The following is a 25,885-nucleotide window of genomic DNA, read 5'->3' as shown; positions in this document are numbered from 1 at the left end:
AAACGCGGAGAGTCCACGATGTTCCAGGGTGAGCGGTCGATGCCGGCGGTCCAGCGCGCGACGGTCGTGGAGGTGTTCGCGGCCCGGGCGGCCGAGGCGCCGGACGCGGTGGCGGTCGTCTGCGGCGACCACACCCTGACCTACCGCGAACTCGACCTGCGCTCCGGTCGGCTGGCCCGCGCGCTGGCCGGGCGCGGGGTGGCGGCCGAGTCGCGGGTGGGGCTGCTCCTGGAGCGCTCGGCGGACGTGGTCGTCGCCATGCTCGCCGTACTGAAGGCGGGCGGCGCCTACGTGCCGCTGCACGCCGCCAACCCAGAGGAGCGCACGCGGGACATCCTCACCCGCAGCCGGACGGCGCTTGTCCTCACCGACCGAGACCGGTCCACCGTCGCCGGGGTCCCCGCGCTGCGGATGGACGCCGAGGCCACGGCGGGCAGCTCCCCCCTGCCCGCCGTGGCTCCCCCGGACTCGCTGGCGTACGTCATGTTCACCTCGGGCTCGACGGGCAGGCCCAAGGGCGTCGCCGTCACCCACGCAGACATCACCGCCCTCGCCGCAGACACCCGCTGGCAGAACGGCGCCCACCGCCACCTCCTCTTCCACTCCCCCCACTCCTTCGACGCCGCCACCTACGAGATCTGGGCCGCCCTCCTCAACGGCCACACCCTCACCGTCGCCCAGGAGGAGATCAGCGCCCCCGTCGTCCGCCGCGCCGTGGCAGGCGGCGTCACGGCCGTCTTCCTCACCAAGGCCCTCTTCGACCTCCTCGCGGAAGAGGACCCCGGCTGCTTCGCCGGCCTGCACGAGGTCTGGACCGGCGGCGAAGCCGCCTCCCCCACCGCGATGACCCGCGTCCAGGAAACCAACCCCGACCTCGAACTGGTCCACGTCTACGGCCCGACCGAGACCACCACCTTCGCCATCAGCGGCACACTCTCCGCCACGGACACCGAGCACTCCCCGGTCCCGCTCGGCCTGCCGATGGACAACACCCAGGCCCACGTCCTGGACGCCTCCCTCACCCCGGTCCCGGCGGGCACCCCCGGCGAGCTGTACCTCGGCGGCAGCGGGCTGGCCCGCGGCTACGACAGCCAACCCGCCCTCACCGCCACCCGGTTCGTGGCCGACCCGCACCAGCCGGGCCGGCGCCTCTACCGCACCGGCGACCTCGTCAGCCGCCGCCCCGACGGGCGCATCGACTTCCTCGGCCGCACCGACACCCAGGTCAAAATCCGCGGCCACCGCATCGAACCCACCGAGATCGAGACCACCCTCCTCGCCGACCCGGAGATCACCCGCGCCTGCGTCGTCGCCCGCGAGGACCGCCCCGGCACCAGGCAGCTCGCCGCCTACCTGGTCGCCGCCACGCCGCAGGAGCCGGCCGCGCTGCGCGCCCGGCTCGCCCGGACGCTGCCGGAGTACATGGTCCCGGCCGCCTTCGTCACCCTCGACGCGCTGCCGCTCACCCCGAACGGCAAGATCGACCACCGCGCCCTGCCCGCGCCCGAACTCGCGGCGGCGGCTGAGTACGTCGCGCCCGGGACGGACACGGAGCGGACCCTGTGCGCCCTGTGGGCCGACACGCTGGGCGTCGCGCGCGTCGGCACCCGCGACGACTTCTTCGCCCTCGGCGGGGACTCCATCGCCGCCCTCAAGGTGACCACCCGCCTCCGGCGCGCCCTCGGCCTCCACCTGCCCTCGCGCGCCCTCTTCGACCACCCGACGGTCGCGGAACTGGCCGCCGCGCTGACACGGGAGACGGCCGCCCCGGCAGCGGTGCGGTCCGAGGAGGCGATCCCGCCCGTGCCCCGGAACGGGGAACTCCCGCTCTCCCCCGGTCAGGAACGCCTCTGGTTCCTTCACGAGTTCACGCCCGGCGGCGTCGAGTACAACACCGGACTGGCGCTCCGCCTCTCGGGCGGACTGGACCTGGCGGCGCTCCGCGCCGCGCTCGACGCGCTCGCCGCGCGCCACGAGCCGCTCCGCACCACCTTCGCCGGTGGCGCGCAGACCGTGCACGCCGCACTCCCCCTGCCCCTGCGCGCCGTTGACGCCGGTGACGAGGCCGAGCTGCGCCGTGTACTGGCGGCCGAGCAGGCCACCCCGTTCGACCTGCGCACCGGCCCCGCGCGCGCCCTGGTGGTGCGGCTCGCGGAGCAGGACACCACTGTGCTGGTCCTCTCCCTGCACCACATCGTCACGGACGGCTGGTCGATGGGGATCGTCACCCGCGAGCTGAGCGCCCTCTACGCGGCGGCGGTACGCGGCGAGACCGCCGCCCTCCCGCCGCTGCCCGTGCAGTACGCCGACTTCGCCGCCTGGCAGCGCGAGCGGGTGAGCGGCGACGCGCTCGACGGCCACCTCGCCTACTGGCAGCGGAAGCTCGCCGGGGTCGAGCCCCTGGAGCTGCCGACCGACCGCCCCCGGCCCGCCGTACGCACCTCGGCGGGCGCCCTGCACACCTTCGAGGTCCCGGCGGAGCTCGCCGGGCGGCTCACCGCCGTCGCGCAGGAGAGCGGCGCCAGCCTCTTCATGGCGCTGACGGCCGTCACGGAGCTGGTCCTCTCCCGGTACACCGGCCGGCGGGACATCGCTCTCGGCACGGTCGTCTCCGGGCGTGAGCGGCCCGAGCTGGAGGAGCTGGTCGGCTTCTTCGTCAACACCCTCGTACTGCGGCAGCGAGTGGAGGGACGCGTGCCGTTCGACGCCTTCCTCCGGCAGGTCCGCACCACGGTCCTGGAGGCGTTCGAGCACCAGGAGGCGCCCTTCGACCGCGTGGTGGAGGCGGTGGGGGCCGACCGCGACCCGAGCCGCACCCCGCTCGTCCAGGCGCTGCTGGTGCTCCAGAACTCCCTGGACCTCGCCACCGACTTCGCCGGCCGGCGGGCGCGGAGGCAGCCCGTGGACCGGGGCTCGTCGCGGTTCGACCTGATGTGGGAGTTCTTCGCCTCACCGGACGGGCCGCTCATGGCCGAGGTCGAGTACGACTCCGACCTGTTCGACGTGGCCACCGTCGACCGGCTCTGCCGCCACTGGCTGACCCTCGCCGAGGAGGCCGTCAGCACCCCGGCGCTGCCGGTGGCCCAGCTCACCATGTTGGAGCCGGCCGAACGCGCCGCCCTCCTCCCGCAGCACCCCACTGGGGACGAGGCGCCGCGCCCGTTCCGGTCGGTCATGGAGATGATCGCGGACCAGGCCCTCCGGGCTCCGGACGCCGTCGCGCTCCTGCACGGGGACGACCGCGTGACCTACGCGGAGCTGGGCCGGCGTACCGACCAGCTCGCCCGGCACCTGATCGCCCTGGGCGCCGGACCCGAGAAGCGCATCGGCATCTCCCTCCCCCGCACCCCGGACCTGGTCATCGCCGCCCTCGCCGTCCTCAAAACCGGCGCGGCCTACGTACCGCTGGACCCGGAGTACCCCGCCAACCGCCTCCACCACATGGAGACCGACAGCGGCACCCACCTCACCATCGACACCACGGTGATTGCGGAAGCCCGAACCACCGCGGACGACAGCCCCGTCCCGCACCCGGCCGTCTCCCCCGACAACGCCGCCTACGTCATCTACACCTCAGGCTCCACCGGCCTGCCCAAGGGCGTCGTCATCCCCCACCACGCCATGAGCCGCCTGGTGGAATGGGCCACGACGCTGGGCGAGGACGCTTTCGCCCACACCTTCTTCTCCACCAGCCTCAACTTCGACGTCTCGGTCTTCGAGCTGTTCGGCACCCTGGCGAGCGGCGGCACCCTCGAAGTCGCCCACAACATCCTCGCCCTCACCGACCGCCCGGCCTGGAACGGCACCCTCGTCTCCGCCGTCCCCTCCGCCGTCACCGCCGTCCTCAACGACCCCACCACCCAACTCAACCCCAACCTTTTGGTCCTGGCAGGCGAAGCCTTCCCCACCACCCTCCTCGACACGGCCCGCCACACCCTCCCGGACACCACCGTCGCCAACATCTACGGCCCCACCGAAGCCACCGTCTACGCCACCGGTTGGTTCTCCCACGAGAACCCCGACCCCCACGGCACCACCGTCCCCATCGGCCGCCCCCTCGCCGGAAAGTCGGCCTACGTCCTGGACCCCACACTCAACCCCGTCCCCACCGGCGCCTGGGGCGAGCTCTACCTCGCCGGCAGCCTCGCCCGCGGCTACCACAACCAGCCCCACCTCACCGCGACCCGCTTCATCGCCCACCCCCACCACCCAGGCCGGCGGCTCTACCGCACCGGCGACCTCGTCCGCCAACACCCCGACGGCACGCTCGAATACCTCGGCCGCACCGACCACCAGATCAAGATCCGCGGCCACCGCGTCGAGACCGGCGAGATCGAGACCGCGCTCCTGCGCCACCCGGACATCGCCCAGGCGACGGTGACGGTCCGCGAGGACCAGCCCGGTACCAAGTACCTCGCCGCCTACCTGGTCACCGCGGGCGACCGCACCCCCGACCCGGCCGCCATTCGGGCGCACCTCTCCGCCACGCTCCCCGACCACATGGTCCCGTCGGCCTTCGTCACCCTCGACGCGCTCCCCCTCAACGCGGCGGGCAAGCTCGACCGCACCGCGCTCCCCGCACCGCACTTCGACGCGGCCGACCGGCCCTACACCGCGCCCCGCACCGAGACCGAGCACGCCCTTGCCCGGATCTGGACGGAGGTACTGGGCCTGGACCGGGTCGGCACCGAGGAGAACTTCTTCGACCTCGGCGGCGACTCGATCATCAGCCTCCAGGTGGTCTCGCGGGCCCGCCGGGCCGGGCTCGCCCTCACCTCCCGGGACGTCTTCCTGAACCCCACGGTCGCCGCCCTCGCCGCCCGCACCGGCAGCGCGGGGGCGGAGGTGGAGCGGCTGGCCGAGCAGGGGGCCGTGAGCGGCGAGGTCGCCACGACCCCCATCCGGGAGTGGTTCTTCGCCACGCGCCCGCTCGCGCCGCACCACTTCAACATGGGAGCCGGGTTCCAACTCCCGGCCGGGACCGACCTCGCCGCCCTGCGCGGCGCCGTGGCCGCCCTGCTGGCCCAGCACGACGCCCTGCGCTCCACCTTCACCCGTACCGCGGAGGGCACCTGGTCCGGCCGGATCGCCGCCGCCGTCGACGTGGACGAGGTCTTCACCCCGGTCCACGACGCGGGTGACGCTGACTGGGAGGCGCTGGTCGCCCGTGCCCACGCGGGGCTCGACCTGGCGCGCGGCCCGCTCGTCCGCGTACTGGCCCGGGTGACCGGCCCCGACGCGCCCGTGCGTGTCGTCATCGCCGCCCATCACCTGGTGATGGACGGGGTGGCGTGGCGGGTCCTCCTGGAGGACCTGGAGGCGGCGTACGGGCGGATCGTGGAGGGCCGGGAGCCCGCGTTCGGACCGAAGGGGACCTCGGTGCGGCAGTGGGCCGAGCGGCTGGCCGCGCACACCGCCGCCGGCGGGTTCGACGCGGAACTGCCGTACTGGCGCCAGGCGTTGGAAGGCGCGACCACGCGGCTTCCGGTGGACCGGCCCGGTGGGGCGAACACCGTCGCCTCCGAGCGGTCGGTCTCCGTCAGCCTCACCGCCGAGGAGACGGCCGCGCTGCTGCACTCCGTCCCGTCGGTCTACCGGACCCAGCCCAACGACGTGCTGCTCGCGGCCCTGGTGCGGGCCGTCGGCCCCTGGGTCGGAGGGGACCGCTGGGCCGTGGACCTGGAGGCGCACGGGCGCGAGGAGATCTTCGCGGACACCGATCTGACACGCGCCGTCGGCTGGTTCACCTCGCTCCACCCCGTCACCCTCGACCTCCCCGGGAGCACGGAAGCCCCCGACAGCACGGACGACGGCTGGCGGGACACCCTGCCGGCCGTCAAGGAGCGGCTGCGGGCCGTCCCGGACCAGGGGGTCGGCTACGGCGCGCTCCGGTACCTGCGGGCCGCCACCCCGGGCGCCCCAGGCGAGCAGGCCCGCGCCCTCGCCGCCGCGCCCACCCCCGAGCTGGCCTTCAACTACCTCGGCCACTTCGGCCCCGTCGGCGAGACGGAAGGCGACGGCTGGGCCCGCTCCCTCGTGCTCAACCCCGGCGGCGAGCACCACCCGGACGAGCGGCGCGGCCACGTCCTGGAGGTGGTCGGCGCCGTCCAGGGCGGGCGGCTCACCTTCACCTGGACGTACTCCGAGACGCTGCACGAGCGGGCGACCGTGGCGGGGCTGGCCGAGCGGTACGCGGCCGAGCTGCGCGGCCTCGTCGCGCACTGCGCGCGGCCCGGCGCCGGCCGCTTCTCGCCCTCCGACTTCCCCCTGGTGCGGCTCACCCAGGACGAGGTCGACCGGATCACCCTCGAGGGTGCGGGCGAGGGGCGGCGGGTGCGCGACGTGGTGGACGTGTATCCGCTGACGCCGCTCCAGTCGGGGATGCTCTTCCACGCGCTGAGCGACGCCGGCCAGGCCGCCTACCTGGAGCAGTTCACCTTCGTCATGGACGGCGTCACCGACCTGGCGGCGCTGGCGGAGGCGTGGCGGCGGGTCGTCGGCGCCTCGGACGCGCTGCGGGTCTCGATCGCCTGGGAAGGGCTGCCCGAGCCGGTGCAGGTGGTCCACCGGGAGGTCCGCCTGCCGGTGGCGCGCCTGGACTGGACCGACCGCACCGGCGACGAGTGCGACGCGCTGCTGTCCGCGCTGCTCGCCGAGGACCGGGCCGCCGGGATGGAGCTGGCCGGGGACGGCGTGCCGCTGACCCGGGTGACGCTGGCGGCGCTGCCGGACGGGCGGGTACGGGTGGTGTGGACCTTCCACCACCTGCTGCTCGACGGGTGGAGCAGCGCGGCCGTGGTGGCCGACGTGGTGGCCGAGTACGCGGCCGGGCTCACCGAGGACGCGGCCGGCCCGGCCCGCCGGCCCGCCCGGGGCGCGTTCCGCGACCACCTGGTCTGGCTGGCCGGGCGGGACCGGGCGGCGGGGCGGGAGTTCTGGCGGCGGCGGCTCGCCGGGTTCGCGGAGCCGTCGGCGCTGCCGTACGACCGCGCGCCCGGCGAGGCGCACCGCTCCGGGTCCACCGAGCGGCTCTCCTCCCGGCTCGACGCCACGGCCTCGGCGGCCCTCGCCGCCTCGGCGCGGCGCCACCGGGTGACGCCCGCCGCGATGGCGCAGGCCGCCTGGGCGCTGACGCTGGCCGCGCACGCCGGTTCGCCGGACGTGGTCTTCGGGACGACGGTCTCCGGCCGGCCCGCCGACCTGCCGGGCGCCGAGTCGACGGTGGGCCTCTTCATCAACACCGTGCCGGTGCGCGTCACCGCCCGCCCCGGTGAGCGCGTCGGGGCGTGGCTGCGGGAGATCGGCGACGCGCAGGCGGAGGCGGCCGAGTACGCCCACGTGCCGCTGCACGAGATCCCCACCGGGCTGCCCGCAGGAACCGCCCTCTTCGACAGCCTCCTGGTGGTCGAGAACTATCCGGTGGCGGCGGGCGGCGACCCCGGCCACGGCGTCACCGTCTCCGGCCTGGACGCCGTCGAGTCGACCAACTACCCGCTGACGCTGACCCTGCGCCCTTCCGGCACCTACGACCTGACCGTCGGCTACGACCCGCAGCTCTTCGACCGGGAGACGGTGGAGCGGCTGGCCGCCGGGTTCCTGCGGGCGCTCACCGCCCTCGCCGAGGAGAGCGCCGACGAGGAGCGGAACCTGGCCGCGCTGCCGCTGCTCGCCGAGGCGGAGCGCGGGCGGGTGCTGGGCGAGTGGAGCGGCGGCCTGGGCGCGGTGCGGCCCGATGCCTCGGTGCCGGAGGCGTTCGCCCGGCAGGTGGCGGCGGCACCGGACGCGACGGCCGTACGGTTCGGGGAAGAGGCGTTGACCTACCGGGAGTTGGACGCACGCACCGATCAGGTCGCGGCGGCGCTGGCAGAGCGCGGGGCCGGGGCCGGGGCGCGGGTGGGGCTGCTGCTGCGGCGCTCCCCCGACGTGGTGGTGGCGATGCTGGCGGTGCTCAAGGCGGGCGCCGCGTACGTGCCGCTCCACGCCGGCCACCCGGTGGAGCGGATGGAGCAGATCCTCGGCAGCGCCGGGGCCCAGCTCCTGCTGACCGACGGCACGGCACCGCGCACCCCGGCCGGGGTCGCGCCGCTGGACATGGCCGACGCCGCCCGGAGCGGGGCGGGCGCCCCGGCGGCCGGCCCGTGCCGCGCGGTACCGGCCGACGAACCGGCGTACGTCATGTCCACCTCCGGCTCGACCGGCACGCCGAAGGGCGTCACCGTCACCCACCGCGCCGTCGTCGCCCTGGCGGCCGACCACCGGTGGGAGTCGGGCGCGCACCGGCACGTGCTCTTCCACTCGCCGCACTCCTTCGACGCGGCCACCTACGAGGTGTGGGTGCCGCTGCTGGGCGGCGGCTGCGTCGAGGTGGCCGAGGAGGACCTGGCGGCGCCGGTGGTGCGGCGCGCCGCCGAACGCGGCGTCACCGCGGTCTTCCTGACCACGGCGCTCTTCGGCGCGCTGGCCGAGGAGGACCCGGCCTGCTTCGCGGGGCTGCGCGAGGTGTGGACCGGCGGTGAGGCCGCCTCCGCCCCCGCGATGGCGCGGATGGCCGCGCACTGCCCGGCCACCGAACTCGTCCACGTCTACGGACCCACCGAGGCCACCACCTTCGCCCTCTGCGGCCCCGTCACCCCCGACGACACCGCGCGGCCGCGCCCCGTCCCCCTCGGCCGCCCCATGGACGAGACCCTCGCCTACGTGCTGGACGGCGCCCTGCGCCCGGTCGGGGTGGGCGTCCCGGGTGAGCTGTACCTCGGCGGGCCGGGGCTGGCCCGCGGCTACGACGGGCAGGCGCCGCTGACCTCGGCCCGCTTCGTCGCCGACCCGTTCGGCTCGGGGCAGCGGCTCTACCGCTCCGGGGACGTGGTGCGGCGCGGCGCCGACGGCCGCCTCGCCTTCCTCGGCCGCGGCGACGGCCAGGTGAAGATCCGCGGCCACCGCATCGAGCTGGGCGAGATCGAGGCGGCCCTGCGCACCCGCGCCGACGTGGGCGGGGTCGCGGTGGCGGCCCGCGAGATGCGGTCCGGGACCAAGCGCCTGGTCGCCTACGTGGTACCGGCGGGCGGCACGACGCTCGACGTACCGGCGGTCCGCGAGGAGCTGGCCGGCCGGCTGCCCGCGTACATGGTGCCCTCGGCGCTGGTCGAGCTGGCGGCGCTGCCACTCACCGTCAACGGCAAGGTCGACCGGCGGGCGCTGCCCGCCCCCGGCGGTGGGGAGGACGTGGACGGGCCGGGCGGCGGGGAGTACGTGGCGCCCCGGCCCGGTACCCAGGCCGTGGTGGCGGAGGTCTGGGCGGCGGTGCTCGGTGTCGGGCGGGTCGGTGCCCACGACGACTTCTTCGCCCTCGGCGGGGACTCCATCGCGGGGCTGAAGGTGGTCTCGCGGCTCCGCACCCGGCTGGGCGCGGCGCTCTCCCCGAGGACGCTCTTCGACCACCCGACCGTCGACCGGCTGGCGGCGGCGGTCGACGCCGCGGCGCCGCACGGCGGGGAGGTGCCGGGCGAGGGGATCCCCCGGGCGCCCCGGGACGCCGCGCTGCCGCTGTCGTTCGCGCAGGAACGGCTGTGGTTCCTGGACGAGTTCGCGCCCGGCTCCGCGGAGTACAACGTGGTGACGACGCTCCGGCTGACCGGCGCCCTCGATCTGGCGGCGCTGCGGACGGCGGTGGCCGGGCTGGTCGGACGCCACGAGGCGCTGCGCACCACCTTCGCCTCGGCCGACGGCCACGGCACCCAGACGGTGCACGCCCGGCGGGACGTACCGGTGCGCGTGGTGGAGCCCGGTTCCCCCCAGGAGGCGGAGGCGGCCCTGCGCGCCGAGGCGGCCCAGCCGTTCGACCTGCGTACCGGCCCCCTGATCCGCGTCCTGCTGGTCCGCGACACCCCCGGGGCCCGCGCCGGGGGCGCCACGCTGATGGTCACCCTGCACCACATCGTCACCGACGGTTGGTCCATGGGCGTCGTCGCCCGCGAACTGAGCGAGATGTACGCCTGTGCCGTACGCGGTACCGAGCCCCGGCTCCCCGCGCTCCCGGTGCACTACCCGGATTACGCGGCCTGGCAGCGCGCGGCCCTCACCGACGAGGCCCTCGCACCGCATCTCGCGTACTGGCGCGCACAGTTGGACGGCCTGCCGGTGCTGGAGCCGCCCACGGACCGGCCCCGCCCGGCGGTGCGGAGCGGACGCGGCGCCCTGCACTCCTTCCCCGTGCCGCGACGCCTGGCCGTGGCGCTGGGGGAGGCGGCCCGGCGCCGGGGCGCGACCCTGTCGATGGCGCTGACCGCCGTCACCCAACTCGTGCTGGCCCGGCACAGCGGGCAGCTCGACCTCGCCGTGGGCACCGCCGTCTCCGGGCGCGACCGCACCGAGGTGGAAGGGCTGGTCGGCTTCTTCGTCAACACGCTCGTCCTGCGGTCGCGGATCGACGAGGCGGCCGGCTTCGGCGCCCTGCTCGACCAGGTGCGGGAGACCACGCTCGCCGCCTTCGCCCACCAGGACGTGCCGTTCAGCCGCCTGGTGGAGGAGCTGGACCCCGACCGCGACCCGAGCCGCACCCCGCTGGTGCAGGCCGCCGTCACCCTCCAGAACGCACCCAGGGAGTCGTTCGCGCTGCCCGGGCTGCTGGTGGAGGAGACGCTGCCGCCGGTGGAGACGGCCCCCTTCGACCTGAACATCGAGTTCGAGCCGAGGCCCGACGACGGGCTCTTCGCCGTGGTCTCCTACAGCACGGACCTGTACGAGGCGGAGACCGTGGCCCGGCTGGCCGGACACTGGCTGGAGCTGGCGGCCGGGCTCGCCACCGGGGACGCGGACCGTCCCCTGCGCGACGTGGAGATGCTCGGGCGGGCCGAGCGAAACGAGGTGCTGGCCTCCGCCCGGGGCGCCGTGACCGAGCTCCCGCCGCTGCCGGTCCCGGACGCCTTCGCGGCCCGGGTCGCGGAGACCCCGGACGCGGTAGCCCTCACCTGCGGCAGTCTGCGGCTGACCTACGCCGAGCTGGACGGGCGGGCCGAACGGCTGGCCCGCGCCCTGGCCGAGCGGGGCGTCACCGCCGAGTCCCGGGTCGGGCTGCTCCTGGAGCGCTCGGCGGACGTGGTCGTCGCCATGCTCGCCGTACTGAAGGCCGGAGGCGCCTACGTACCCCTGCACGCCGCCAACCCCGAGGAGCGCACGCGGGACATCCTCACCCGCAGCCGGACCGTCCTGGTCCTCACCGACCATGGCCGCGACCAGGCGACCGTCGCCGGGGTCCCCGCGCTACCGGTGGACACCGAGCCGTCGGACGCCGCCCGGCCGCTCGCGGTGTCGCTCCCGGGCTCGCTGGCGTACGTCATGTTCACCTCGGGCTCGACGGGCAGGCCCAAGGGCGTCGCCGTCACCCACGCCGACATCACCGCGCTGACCGCCGACACCCGCTGGCAGAACGGCGCCCACCGCCACCTCCTCTTCCACTCCCCCCACTCCTTCGACGCGGCGACGTACGAGATCTGGGCCGCCCTCCTCAACGGCCACACCCTCACCGTCGCCCAGGAGGAGATCAGCGCCCCCGTCGTCCGCCGCGCCGTGGCAGGCGGGGTCACGGCCGTCTTCCTCACCAAGGCCCTCTTCGACCTCCTCGCGGAAGAGGACCCCGGCTGCTTCGCCGGCCTGCACGAGGTCTGGACCGGCGGCGAAGCCGCCTCCCCCACCGCGATGACCCGCGTCCAGGAAACCAACCCCGACCTCACCCTCGTCCACGTCTACGGCCCGACCGAGACCACCACCTTCGCCATCAGCGGCACACTCTCCGCCACGGACACCGAGCACTCCCCGGTCCCGCTCGGCCTGCCGATGGACAACACCCAGGCCCACGTCCTAAACGCCAACCTGACCCCCGTCCCCGCAGGCGTCCCCGGCGAGCTCTACCTCGGCGGCACCGGCCTCGCCCGCGGCTACGACGGCCAACCCGCCCTCACCGCCACCCGGTTCGTGGCCGACCCCCACCACCCCGGCGCCCGCCTCTACCGCACCGGCGACCTCGTCACCCGACGCCCCGACGGCCGCATCGACTTCCTCGGCCGCACCGACACCCAGGTCAAGATCCGCGGCCACCGCATCGAACCGAGCGAGATCGAGACCGCGCTCCTCGCCCACCCCGCCGTCGCCCAGAGCTGCGTCCTGGCCCGTGAGGACCGCCCGGGGAGCAGGTACCTCGCCGCCTACCTGGTCACCACCAGCCCCACCGACCCGGCCGACCTGCGCGCCCACCTCTCCCGCACACTTCCCGACTACCTGGTCCCGTCGGCCTTCGTCAGCCTGGACGCCCTCCCCCTCACCCCGAACGGCAAGGTCGACCAGCGGGCGCTGCCCGCCCCCGACCTCACCGCCGGAACCGCGTACACGGCGCCCTCGACCCCGGCCGAGGAGACCCTCGCCGGCATCTGGGCGGAGGTGCTGGGCGCCGAACGCGTCGGCGTGCACGACAACTTCTTCTCGCTGGGCGGCGACTCCATCACCAGCCTCCAGGTCGTCTCCCGGGCGCGCCGGGCGGGTCTCTCGCTCTCCTCGCGGGACATCTTCCTGCGGCAGACGATCGCCGGGCTCGCCGCCTCCGCCGCCGAGGCGGCACCGGCGGGCGGTCCTCTCTCACCGCAGGGAACGGTGAGCGGGCCGGTGGGTCCGACGCCGATCCGCGAGTGGTTCTTCGCCCACCACCCGGTGGCACCCGCGCACTTCGCCATGTCGATGGCGTTCGAGCTGGTCCCGGGCACCGACCACGGCGCGCTGCGCACGGCGGTCGCGGCGCTCCTCGGCCACCACGACGCCCTCCGCTCGACCTTCACCCGCCGCGCCGACGGCCACTGGGAGGGCCACCTCGCCCCGGCCGCCGACCCGGACGCGGTCTTCACCGTGCACCGGCTCGCCCCGGAGGGCGAGCAGGCGGTCTGGGAGGAGCAGGCACGAGGGGCGCAGGCCGGGATGGACCTCGCCCGGGGCCCGCTCTTCCGCGTCCTGGTCGGGGACCGGGGGCCGGAGCGCCCGGCCTGGCTCTTCGTCGCCGCGCACCACCTGCTGGTCGACGGCGTCTCCTGGCGCGTCCTGCTGGAGGACCTGGGCCGCGCCTACGGCCAGGCGGCCGCCGGGTCCCCGGTGGAGCTGGGCCCGAAGACCGCCTCGGTGGCCCAGTGGGCCGAGCGGCTGGCCCGGCGCGCCGCCGAGGGCGGGTTCGACGGGCAGAGCGCGTACTGGCGGGCGGTGGGCGAGGCGGCGGCGACCGGGCTGCCCGTGGACCTGCCGGGCGGCGGCAACACCATGGCGTCCCAGGCCAGCGTGGAGATCGCGCTGAGCGCGGAGGAGACGGCGGCGCTGCTGCACCAGGTCCCGGAGGCGTACCGCACGCGCACCGACGACGTGCTGCTGACCGCGCTGGCCCGGACCCTGCGCACCTGGACGGGCCGGGAGCGGACCGCTGTCGCGGTGGAGGGGCACGGGCGCGAGGAGCTGTTCGCGGACGTCGACCTGACCCGCACGGTCGGCTGGTTCACCTCGATCTACCCGGTGGTGCTCGCCCTCCCGGCGGCGGACGACGACCCCGGAGCCGCGCTCAAGTCGGTGAAGGAGCAGCTGCGGGCGGTGCCGGACCGCGGCATCGGCTACGGCGTGCTCCGCCACCTCACCTCCGGCGGAGCCGCCTCGCCCCTCGCGGACCTCGCCGAACCGCGGATCAGCTTCAACTACCACGGCCGGTTCGACGCCGACGCCTCCCCGGGCGCCGGCCCGGTCCGCGCCGCCCTCCCGCCGCTCGGCCAGGACCACCACCCGGACGAGGAACGGACCCACCTGATCGACGTGGTCGGCGTCGTCGGCGACGGCGTGCTGACCTTCACCTGGAGCTACTCGGCCGAGCTGCACCGCCCGTCGACCGTCGAGCGGCTGGCCCGCGACTTCGCCGCCGAACTGCGGGCGCTGGTACGGCACTGCGCGCTCCCCGAGGCGGGCGGCCGCACCCCGTCGGACTTCCCGCTCGCCGGGCTCGACCAGGCGGCCGTGGACGCGCTGGCCGGGACGGGGGCGGCGAGCGCCGGCACCGAGGACATCTATCCGCTCACCCCGATGCAGAGCGGCATGCTGCTGCACACCCTGGCCGACCCCGGGGTCTACCTCGACCAGGCGTCGTTCCTCCTCGAAGGCGCCGACGACCCGCACCGCCTGGCCGCCGCCTGGCAGCGGCTGGTGGACGCCACCCCGGCCCTCCGCACCCACCTGGTGTGGGAGGGCGTGCCCGAACCGCTCCAGGTGGTCCGGCGCCGCGCCCGGCTCGCCGTCCGCCACCTCGACTGGCGGGGCGTGCCCGAGGCCGAACAGGCCGGGCGGCTGGCGCGGTTGGCCCAGGACGAGCGGGCGGCGGGCATCGACCTCGCCACCGGTCCGCTGATGCGGCTGGTCCTCGTCCACGCCCGCGAGGGGGCTGTACGGGTGGTGTGGACCTTCCACCACATCGTCCTCGACGGGTGGAGCACCACCCAGGTCTTCGAGGACGTCTTCGCGCAGTACACGGCGCTCGGCACGGGTGCGGCCCCGGTGGCACCGGCGCGCCCGCCGTTCCGGGAGTACGTGGAGTGGCTGCGGCGCCAGGACGGCGGCGCGGCCCGCGCGTACTGGAGCGAGGCGCTGGCCGGGTTCGACTCGCCGACGCCGCTGCCGTACGACCGGCGTCCCGCCCCCGGCCACCGGGCGCACGCCGCCGAACGCGTCCGCATCGACCTGCCGGCCGAGCAGGCGGCGGCCCTCTCCACGATGGCCGCCCGCCACCACCTCACCCTCAACACGGTGGTGCAGGGCGCCTGGGCGCTGCTGCTCGCCCGGCACGCCGGGGAGCGGGACGTCTGCTTCGGCGCCACCGTCTCCGGGCGCCCGGCCGAGCTGCCCGGCATGGAGTCGACCGTCGGCAACTTCCTCAACACGCTGCCCGTGCGGGTCCGTGCGGCCGACGGGGACGAGACCCTGCTCGACTGGCTGGGCCGCCTCCAGAGCGAGCAGGCCGAGGCGCGCGCCTTCGAGCACCTGGCCCTGCGCGAGGTGCGGGAGTGCGCCGCACTTCCCGCGGGGGCCGACCTGTTCGCGTCGCTCGTCGTCTTCGAGAACTACCCGGACAACGAGGCGTCCGCCGCCGTCCACGGCCTGCGGATCACCGACGTGACGGCGGTCGACACGACCAGTTACGCGCTGGACCTCACCGCCTGGACCGACGGCGACCGGCTCGCGCTGGCCCTCGCCTACGACCCGGCCCTCTTCGAGCAGGACCGCGTCACCCACCTGGCCCGCCACCTGTCGGTGCTGCTGGCGAGCATGCCCGCGCACGCGGAGCGCCCGCCCGCCGAACTGCCGTCGCTCACCGCCGACGAGGAGCGGGCGCTGCTGGCGGCGGGCGGCTGGAGCGGGGGCCCGGTGCCGTACCCGCGCGAGGCCTGCCTGCACGAACTGGTCGCGGCCCAGGCCCGCCGGACACCGGAGGCGGAGGCGGTGGCCTCCGGGCCGGACTCCCTCACCTACGCCGAGCTGGAGGGACGCGCCAACCGGCTGGCCCAGCACCTGGTCACCCTCGGCGTCGGTCCGGGGACGGTCGCCGCGATCTGCCTGGAGCGCGGGGTGGAGATGGCCGTGGCGCTGCTCGCGGTCCTCAAGGCGGGCGGCGCCTACGTGCCGCTCGACCCGGCGCACCCGGCCGAGCGGCTGGAGTACGTCCTGACCGACAGCGGCGCCGCCCTCGTCCTCACACACTCCACGCTCGCCGCCCACCTGCCCGGCGCGGACGTGTCCGTCCTGGCGCTGGACAGCGAGGCGGCTCGGATCGCCGCCCGGCCCGGCCGGATGCCGGAGACCGGGGTGACGCCGCGCGACCTGGCGTACGTCATCTACACCTCCGGCTCGACCGGGCGGCCCAAGGGCGTCATGGTCGAGCACGGCAGCGTCGCGCACGGCGCGGCCTCGTGGGACGCGGCGTACGGCTTCACGCCGGGGCCGGGGCGGGCGCCGGTGCGTCAGCTCAACGTGGCCAGCATGTCGTTCGACGTGTTCGTCTCCGACCTGGTCCACGCGCTCTGCCACGGCGGGACCCTGGTCATCGCCCCGGCCGACACGGTCGCCGACCCGGCCCGGCTCCTCGACCTGATGACCGGCGCCCGCGTCACCCACCTCGACACGGTCCCCGCGCTGGTCACGGCGCTGGCCGACGAGGCGGAGCGGCGCGGCGGGAGGCTGCCGGAGCTGCGGGTGCTGGCGGCCGGGGCCGACCTGTGGCGCTCCGACGACTGCCGCAGGCTGCTGGCCCGCACCGCCGAGGGGACGACCGTCCTCAACACGTACGGCGTGACCGAGGCGACGGTCGAGTCCTGCCTCTACCCGGTCCGCCCCGACGCCCTGCCGGACACCCCGGGCGTGCCCATCGGGCGGCCCAACCCCGGCGTCCGCATGTACCTGCTGGACGCGGCCCTGCGGCCGGTGCCGGCCGGGGTCACCGGGGACCTGTACATCGGCGGGCCGAGCGTCGCGCGCGGCTACCGGAACCGGCCCGGCCTCACCGCCTCCCGGTTCGTAGCCGACCCGTTCGGCGAGGAGCCCGGCGCCCGGCTCTACCTCACCGGCGACCGCGCCCGGTACCTGCCGGACGGCACCGTCGAGTTCGCGGGCCGCGCCGACCAGCAGGTGAAGGTACGCGGCTTCCGCGTCGAACCCGGCGAGATCGAGACGGCCCTGCGCTCCCACCCGTCGGTGGCTGCCGTGGTCGTCGCCGCCGGGCGGGACGCGCGCGGCGACACCCGCCTCGTCGGCTACGCCGTCCCGCGCGCGGGCCACGGCTTCGACCCGGCCGCGCTGCGCGCCCACCTCAAGGGCCTGGTCCCGGCGTACATGGTGCCCGCCGTCCTGGTCGAGCTGGACGCCCTGCCCCTCAACGCCAACGGCAAGGTCGACCGCCGGGCGCTGCCCGAGCCCGACCCGTCGGTGCGCGGCGAGACCGGGTTCGTCGCACCGCGCACCCCGGGTGAGGAAGTCGTCGCCGGCATCTGGCAGGAGGTCCTCGGGCGGGACGGCGTCGGCGCCGAGGACGACTTCTTCGACCTGGGCGGCAACTCGATCCAGCTCCTCCAGGTCACCACCCGCATCCGGACCGCCTTCGGCGTGGCGCTCTCCGTCCGCGACTTCTACGACGCGCCGACCGTCGCCGGGCTCTCCGCCGCCGTGGAGGAACGCGTCCTGAAGGAACTCGAAGAGGCGATGCGGCAGTGAGCGGCGACGGACCGGGCGCCGCGACCGGCGCCACGACGGACGCAGCAGCCCCGGCCGACGCCGGAACACCCAGCACCGTGCAGGTACCAGCCCCAGGGGGATTCATGAACACGGCGTCGTCGCCGCACCGCAACTCCGCGCCCGCCCACGCCTCCGGCGAGGTGGCCCCGCCCGCACGGGACGGCGCTCCGGTGCCGCCCGCGTGGACCACGGGGCCCCGGCTCCAGGGGCCCGGCGTGCCCGCCGCCACCGTGCTGGAGGCCGTCGCCGGCTGGGCCGCCGACACCCCGGAGGCGGTCGCCGTCGAGGACCCCGCGGTCTCGCTCACCTACCGCGGCCTCCATGAGCGGGCCGACCGCCTGGCCGGGCTGCTGCGCGGGCGCGGGGTGCGGCGTGGGGACGCCGTCGGGGTCTGCCTCGACCGGTCGGCCGAGCAGATCGTGGCGCTCCTGGCGGTGCTGCGGGCGGGCGGCGTGTACGTCCCGGTCGACCCCGGCTACCCGGCCGAGCGGATCGCCTACGTCCTCGGCGACAGCGCCCCTCAGGTCCTGCTCGTCCGCGAGGCCGGGCGGGTACCGGCCGGGCCGGCCCCGGCGGGCGGCGTCCTGGAGCTGGACCGGCTCGCGGCCGAGGAGGCGCCCGGCGAGGTGTCCCGCGCCGCGCCCGCCCCGGCCGACGCGGCGTACATGATCTACACCTCCGGGTCGACCGGCCGCCCCAAGGGCGTCGTCGTCCCGCACGCGGGGCTGCTCGGCCTCGCCGTCTCGCACATCGAGGCGCTCGGGCTGGAACCGGGCAGCAGGGTCCTGCAGTACGTGTCGCCCAGCTTCGACGTCGCCATGGCCGACGTGCTCATGACGCTCACCGCCGGTGCCACCCTCGTCCTCGCCGCCGGGCAGCCGATGGGCGAGGAGCTGCTGCGGCTGCTCGCCGGGCGCCGGGTCAGCCACCTCATGGTGCCGCCGGTCGTCCTCGGCACCCTCCCCGAGGGTGACCTGCCCGACCTGCGCACCCTCGTCATCGGCGGCGAGACCTGCCCGGACGGCATCGTCGCCCGCTGGTCGGCCGGCGACCGCCGGGTCGTCAACGCCTACGGCCCGACCGAGGCCACCGTCTGCGCCACGCTCAGCGCCCCGCTTCCCCCGGGCGCCGCCGGCCCGCACCCGATCGGTAGGCCCGTCGCGGGCGCCCGCGTCCACGTGCTGGACGACGCGCTGCGGCCCGTACCGGTGGGCGCCTGGGGCGAGTTGTACCTCGGCGGGCCGCTGGCACGCGGCTACCACGGGCGCACCGGGCTGACCGCCGCCCGCTTCACCGCCGACCCCTTCGGCTCCGGGGACCGGCTCTACCGCACCGGCGACGTGGTGCGATGGCGCACCGACGGCACCCTGGAGTACGGCGGTCGCGGCGACCACCAGGTGAAGATCCGCGGCCTGCGCATCGAACCGGGCGAGATCGAGGCGGTGCTCGCCGCCCACCCGGCCGTCCGCAGCGCCGTCGTCACCGCCCGCGAGGACCAGCCCGGCGCCAAGCGCCTCGTCGCCTACCTCGTCCCGGAGCCCGCCCGCGACCTGGACCCGCGCGCCGTCCGCGGCCAGGCCGCCGCGCAGCTCCCCGAGTTCATGGTGCCGGCCGCCTTCGTCGTCCTCGACGCGCTCCCGCTGACCGCCAACGGCAAGCTCGACCGGCTCGCGCTGCCCGCCCCCGAGCAGACCGCCGCCGACCGCGCAGGCCGCCCCCGCACCGCGCCCCGGACCGCCACCGAGCGGACCCTGTGCTCAATCTGGGCGGAGGTGCTGGGCGCCGGGGAGGTGGGCGCCGACGACGACTTCTTCGACCTCGGGGGCGACTCGATCCTCGCCCTCCAGGTCGTCACCCGCCTGCGGGCCGCCCGCTCCGTCTCGCTGCCCTGGCGCACCCTCTTCGACCACCCCGTGCTGGCCGGCCTGGCGGCGGTCGTGGACGCCGAGGCGGCGGGCGGATCCGCCTCCGCCGCGGCGCCGGCGGCCATCCCGCGCGCCGAGCGCGGTGCGGCCGTGCCGCTCGCCCCGGCGCAGCAACGGCTGTGGATCCTGCACGAGTTCGCCCCCGACAGCACCGAGTACAACACCTCGGCCGCGCTGCGGATCAGCGGCGAGCTGGACGCCGCCGCGCTGGCCGGCGCGGTCGCGGGGCTGGTGGCGCGGCACGAGACCCTGCGCACCGTCTTCGCCTCCGCCGACGGCCGCCCGGTCCAGGTGGTGCGCGAGGCGGCCGAGGCGCCACAGGTCCCGGTGGCCGAGACCGACCTGTCGCGGCTGGACGGGGCCGAGCGTTCCGGCGCCCTGGACGCCGCGCTCAGGGCCGAGCACGCCACCCCGTTCGACCTGCGCACCGGCCCCCTGCTGCGGGTGCTCGCGGTCCGCCTCGGCGCGGCCGAGCAGGTGCTGATGGTCACGCTCCACCACATCGTCACCGACGGCTGGTCGGCCGGCGTCCTCGTCCGCGACCTGGGCGCCCTCTACGCCGCCGCGCTCACCGGCTCTCGGGACGCGGCTCTCCCCGAACTGCCCGTGCAGTACGCCGACTACGCCCTGTGGCAGCGCGAGGCCACCGCCGGGGAGGCGCTGGAGGACCAGTTCGCGTACTGGCGCGAGCGGCTGGACGGTCTGGAGCCGCTGGAGCTGCCGACCGACCGGCCGCGCCCCGCCGTCCGCACCCCCGCCGGCGCCCTGCACACCTTCGACGTGCCGCGCGAGGTGGCCGACGGCCTGGCGGCGCTCGGCCGCACCGAGCGGACCAGCCTCTTCATGGTGGTCACCGCGCTCACCCAGCTCCTGCTGGCCCGCTGGAGCGGCCGCACGGACATCGCGCTGGGCACCGTCACCTCCGGACGCGACCAGGAGGAGACGGCGCACCTGATCGGCTTCTTCGTCAACACGCTGGTGCTCCGTACCCGCGTGGACGAGTCCCGGCCGTTCGCCGACCTCCTCGCCGCCGTCCGGGACACCACGCTGGCCGCCTTCGCCCACCAGGACGTGCCCTTCGACCGCCTGGTGGAGGCCCTGGCCCCGGAGCGCGACCCGAGCAGGACCCCGCTGGTCCAGGCCGCCGTCGTCCTGCAGAACGCCTTCGCCGACCTCACCTCCTTCGCCGGGCTGCCCGCCGGGCGGGCCCACGTCCCGCGCGACTCCGCCCGCTTCGACCTCACCTTCGAGTTCTGGAGCGGCGAGGGCGGGCTGAGCGCCGAGGTGGAGTACAGCACCGACCTGTTCGACAGGGCGACGGTGGAGCGGCTGGGCCGCCACTGGGTGGAGCTGGCCTCCGCCGTGGTCGGGGAGGGCGTCCGGCGTCCGCTCCGCGAGGTGGAGCTGGTCGCCGGGCGCGAGCGGGAAGCCCTGGTCCAGGGGTGGGGAGTGTCCGGCGTCGGCGCCGGGCGGACGCCGGTCACCCTGGGGGAGCTGTGGCGCTCACGCGTCGCCGAGCGGGGCGCGGACGGGGTCGCCGTGGAGTGCGGCGCCCAGTCGCTGAGTTACGCCGGGGCCGACGCGCGGGTGGAGCGGGCCGCCCGGCGGCTGGCCGCGCTGGGCGTGGGCCCGGAGGTCCGGGTCGGTGTGGCGCTGCCCCGGTCCGTGGAGTGGCTGACCGTGCTGCTGGCGATCGCCCGGGTCGGCGGGGTCTACGTGCCGATGGACCCGGAATGGCCCGAGGAGCGGTTCACTTTCGTGCGGGAGGACAGCGGGGCCGCCGTGGTCGTCACACCGGAGACGCTCCGGGAGTGGCAGGGGCTGCCGGAGCCGTCCGGCCCGGCCCCGGTGGCCGAGGTGCCGCTCGACGGCGGCGCCTACATGATCTACACCTCCGGGTCGACCGGCCGCCCCAAGGGCGTGGTGGTGACCCATCGCGGGATCGCCGGGTTCACCGCCGCCCTCGCCGAGCGGTTCGGCGTCGACAGCGGCGCGCGGGTGCTGCAACTGGCCTCGGCCGGGTTCGACGCCTCGGTGATGGAGCTGCTGATGGCCCTCTCCGGCGGGGCCGCCCTGGTCATCCCGGAGGGCGGCCGCGCCCTGGCGGGCCAGGACCTCCACGACGTTCTGGCCGGCCGGCGGATCACCCACACCCTGATCCCGCCGACCGTCCTCGCGAGCATCCCCGCCGACGCTCCCGACCTGCCCGACCTGGCCGTCCTGGCCACCGGTGGTGAGGCCCTCACCCCGGCCCTGGTCCGGCGCTGGGCGCCGGGCCGCCGCCTGCTCAACGCGTACGGCCCCACCGAGATCACCGTCGCCGCCAGCATCAGCGCCCCCATCGGCGCGGAGCTCGCGACGACCCCGCCGATCGGCAACCCGGTGGCCGACGCCCACCTCTCCGTCCGCGACCGCTGGCTCCGCCCGGTCCCGGCGGGCGTCCCCGGCGAGCTGTACGTCTCCGGGCCCGGCCTGGCCCGCGGCTACCACCGGCGCCCCGCCCTCACCGCCGAACGCTTCACCGCCGACCCCCACCACCCGGGCCGGCGCCTCTACCGCACCGGCGACCTGGTCCGCTGGAACACCGAGGGCGCCCTCGAATACCTCGGCCGCACCGACGACCAGATCAAGATCCGCGGTCTGCGGATCGAACTAGGGGAGATCGAGGCGGCGTTGACCCGGCACCCGGCGGTCGGCCAGGCCACCGCCGTCGTCCGCGAGTCCGCCCCCGGCACCCCGCAGATCGTCGCCTACACCGTCCCCGCCGACGACACCCCGGCGGCCGGCACGCCCGACCTGCGCACCTGGCTGGCCGACCGGCTTCCCGCCTACATGGTCCCGTCGGCCCTCGTCACCCTGGACGCGCTCCCCCTCAACGCCAGCGGCAAACTCGACCGCCGTGCCCTTCCCGCCCCGGAACCGGCCACCACCGGCTACGCCCCGCCCCGCACCCCCACCGAGCAGACCCTGTGCCGGATCTGGGCCGAGACCCTGGGTCTGGAGCGCGTCGGCACGCAGGACAACTTCTTCTCCCTCGGCGGTGACTCCATCCTCAGCATCCAGGTGGTCTCCCGGGCCCGCCGGGCCGGGCTGGAGCTGACCTCCCGCGACATCTTCACCCGCCAGACCGTCGCCGCCCTCGCCCACCACCTCACGGCCCACCCGTCGGCCGCGCCCACCGTCCTGGCCGAGCAGTCCACGCTCAGCGGCCCCACCGCCACCACCCCCATCCGCGAGTGGTTCTTCGCCCACCACCCCGTCGCGCCCGAGCACTTCAACATGGCGATGGAGTTCACGCCCGCCCCGGGCACCACCCCCGAGACGCTGCGCCGCGCCCTCGCCGCCGTACTCGACCGGCACGACGCGCTGCGCGCCGTCTTCCGGCGGGACGGGCGGGGCGGCTGGTCCGGGGAGATCCGGGAGCGGGCCGACCTGGACGCGGTGTTCCAGGTGCATGAGCTGGCGGAGTCGGCCGCCGGCGACGAGGCGCCCGGCGACGGCCGGGCCGCCTGGCGCGAGGTGACCGAGCGGGCGCAGGCCGGGTTCGACCTGGCCGAGGGGCCGCTGGTGCGGATGGTCGCGGGGGTGCCCGCGGCCGGGCCCGCCACCGGCCGGCCCGAGGTGGCGCGCGTCCTGTTCGCCGTCCACCACCTGATGATGGACGGCGTCTCCTGGCGCGTCCTCCTGGACGACCTGGCCACCGCCTACGAGCTGATCGAGGCGGGCGAACCCGTCGAGCTGGGCCCGAAGACCAGCTCCGAGCGGCAGTGGGCGCGGCGGCTGGCCGAGCACACCGCCGCCGGGGGCTTCGACGGGCAGGTGGCGTACTGGAGCGCGGTCGCCGAGCGGGCCGACACCGCTCCCCTGCCGCTGGACGCCCCTGACGGGGACGCCACCGTGGGCGCGCAGGAGACGGTCTCCGTGGCGCTCGACGCCGAGCAGACCCGGGCACTCCTCCAAGAGGTCCCGCCGGTCTACCGGACGCAGGTCAACGACGTCCTGCTCACCGCGCTGGCCCGCACCCTGCGCGGCTGGACCGGCCGCGACCGGCTCGCCCTCCACCTGGAGGGCCACGGCCGCGAGGACCTCTTCGACGACCTCGACCTGACCCGTACGGTCGGCTGGTTCACCTCGATGTACCCGGTGGCGCTCGCCCTGCCCGAGGGCGGGGCGTGGGGCGAGGCCGTCATGGCGGTCAAGGAGCAGCTGCGGGCGATCCCGGACCGGGGTATCGGCTACGGCGCCCTGCGCCACCTGGGCGGCGCCCTCCCGGACCACCCCGAGCCGCGGATCAGCTTCAACTACCTGGGACGGCTCGACGGCCTCGGCGAGCGGGAGCTGTACCGGGCGACGCGGATGAACCCGGGCGGGGAGTTCGGCCCGGCCGAGGCGCGCCCGCACGAGCTGGACGTGATCGGCGAGGTGCGGGACGGCCGGCTCGTCCTCACCTGGTCGTACTCCGGCGCGCGGCTGCGGCGCGGCACCGTCGAGGGGCTGGCCCACGCCATGGCCGGTGAGCTGCGGGCCTTCCTGCTCCACTGCGCCGGGCCGGACGCGGGCGGGCGCACCCCGTCCGACTTCCCGCTGGCCGGCCTCATCCAGGCCGAGGTCGACACCCTGCTCTCCCGGGCAAAGGGCGCCGGGACGGGCCGGGGCGTGGCGGACGTGTATCCGCTGACGCCGCTCCAGACCGGCATGGTCTTCCACGCGCTGGCCGAGCCGGAGTCGCCCTCGTACCTGGAGCAGTTCTCCTTCACGCTGGACGGCGCCCGCGACCTGGCGGCGCTCGCCACCGCGTGGCAGCGGGCGGTGGAGGGCTCGGACGCGCTCCGCGTCTCCGTGGCCTGGCGCGACCTCGGCCGGCCGGTGCAGGTGGTGCACGAGCGGGCCGAGCTGCCCGTCCGCACGCTGGACTGGTCGGAGCTGACGGCTCAGGCCCGCGAGGCCGCGCTGCGGGACCTCCTCGCCGACGACCTGGCCCGGGGCCTCGACCTGGAGTCGGCCCCGCTGATGCGGCTCACCCTGATCCGGTGCGCCGAGGAGAGCGTCCGCGTGGTGTGGACCTTCCACCACCTGCTCCTCGACGGCTGGAGCACCGCTGCCCTGCTCTCGGACGTCCTCACCGGATACGCCGCGCTCACCGGCGCGGAGAGCGGGCCCGTCCCGCAGGCGGACGCGGGCCCAGGGCGGGCGCCCTTCCGGGAGTACCTGGAGTGGCTGTCCGGGCAGGACACGGCTCCCGGACTCGCCTACTGGAAGAGCCGCCTGGCCGGCTTCGAGGAGCCGACGCCGCTGCCGTACGACCGCCCGTCCCTGGGCCGCGCCAGCCACGGCCAGTCGTCCGGGCACGTCGTCCGCGAGGTCTCCGAGACCCTGTCGTCGCGGGTGACCGCCTTCACCCGGCGAAACGGCCTGACCGTCAACGCCGTCGTGCAGGGCGCCTGGGGGCTGCTCCTCGCCCAGTACGCGGGCGTACCGGACGTGGTGTTCGGCACGACCGTCTCGGGCCGTCCGGCCGAGCTGCCGGGGGCCGAGGAGATCCTCGGCCTGTTCATCAACACCCAGCCCGTCCGGGTGGGCGTCGCCCCGCGCACCGGCGTCGCCGCCTGGCTGGCCGGCCTCCAGGCCGCGCAGGCCGAGGCCCGCCGCCACGAGCACCTGCCCCTCAGCGCCCTGGAGACGGAGCTGCCGCCCGGTACGCCGCTCTTCGACAGCCTGGTCGTCTTCGAGAACTACCCGGTCGACACCGCGGGCCCGCGCCGCTTCGGCCTCTCCCTGCGCGACATCGAGGTCACCGAGACCACCAACTACCCGCTGGTGCTCACCGCCTACGACGGCGACCGCCTCCGCTTCGACCTCGGCTACGACCCCGCCCGCTTCGACGCCGCCACCGTCCGCCGCCTGGCCGCGCACCTGGAACACCTGGTGCTCGTGCTCACCGCGGACGGGGACGCGGAGCTGGGGGCCGTACCGGTACTGCCGGAGGACGAGCGGGCCCGGCTGCTCGGCGAGTGGGGCAGGGGCGCCGAGTCCGCCGTGGGCGGCTCGGTGGTGGAGGTGTTCGCCCGGCAGGCCGCCGGGCACCCGGACGCCACCGCGGTCACCGCCGGGGACACCTCCCTGACCTACCGCGAACTCGACCACCGGTCCGACCGGTTGGCCCGCGCCCTCATCGAACGGGGTGTCACCGCCGAGTCCCGCGTCGGCCTCCTGCTGGAACGCTCGGCCGACGTCGTCGTGGCGATGCTCGCCGTCCTGAAGGCCGGCGGCGCCTACGTGCCCCTGCACGCCGGCTATCCCGAGGACCGCGTCCGCGACATCCTCGGCCGCAGCGGCACCACCCTCGTCCTCACCGACCGCCCCCAGCACTCCCTCGCCGGCATCGCCACCCTCGACCCGCACACCCTCCCCAAGACCCCGGCGAGCGGCCCGCTCCCCCCGGTCCACCCGCGCTCACTGGCGTACGTCATGTTCACCTCGGGCTCGACCGGCGTCCCCAAGGGCGTCGGCGTCACCCACGCCGACATCGCGGGCCTGGCAGCCGACGGGCGATGGCGCAACGGCGCGCACCAGCGGGTGCTGTTCCACTCCCCGCACTCCTTCGACGCCGCCACCTACGAGGTCTGGGTGCCGCTCCTCAACGGCCACACCCTCACCGTCGCCACCGAGGA

The 25,885-nt window shown here is 75.9% G+C and carries 1 protein-coding gene and 1 pseudogene; both read left to right on the top strand.

Annotated features, from left to right (window positions below; genetic code table 11):
• Positions 1-39: 39 nt before the first annotated feature.
• A pseudogene (locus tag ACFWMZ_RS15515) lies at positions 40-17,268 on the top strand (non-ribosomal peptide synthase/polyketide synthase); the annotation flags it as partial.
• 104 nt (positions 17,269-17,372) lie between these two features.
• A partial coding sequence (locus ACFWMZ_RS15510; RefSeq protein ID WP_383201937.1) for an amino acid adenylation domain-containing protein occupies positions 17,373-25,885 on the top strand: 8,513 nt, incomplete at its 3' end.

The organism is Streptomyces sp. NPDC058373 (assembly GCF_042723275.1).
Lineage (GTDB): Bacteria > Actinomycetota > Actinomycetes > Streptomycetales > Streptomycetaceae > Streptomyces.
This window is presented reverse-complemented; position numbering and strand designations above follow the sequence as displayed.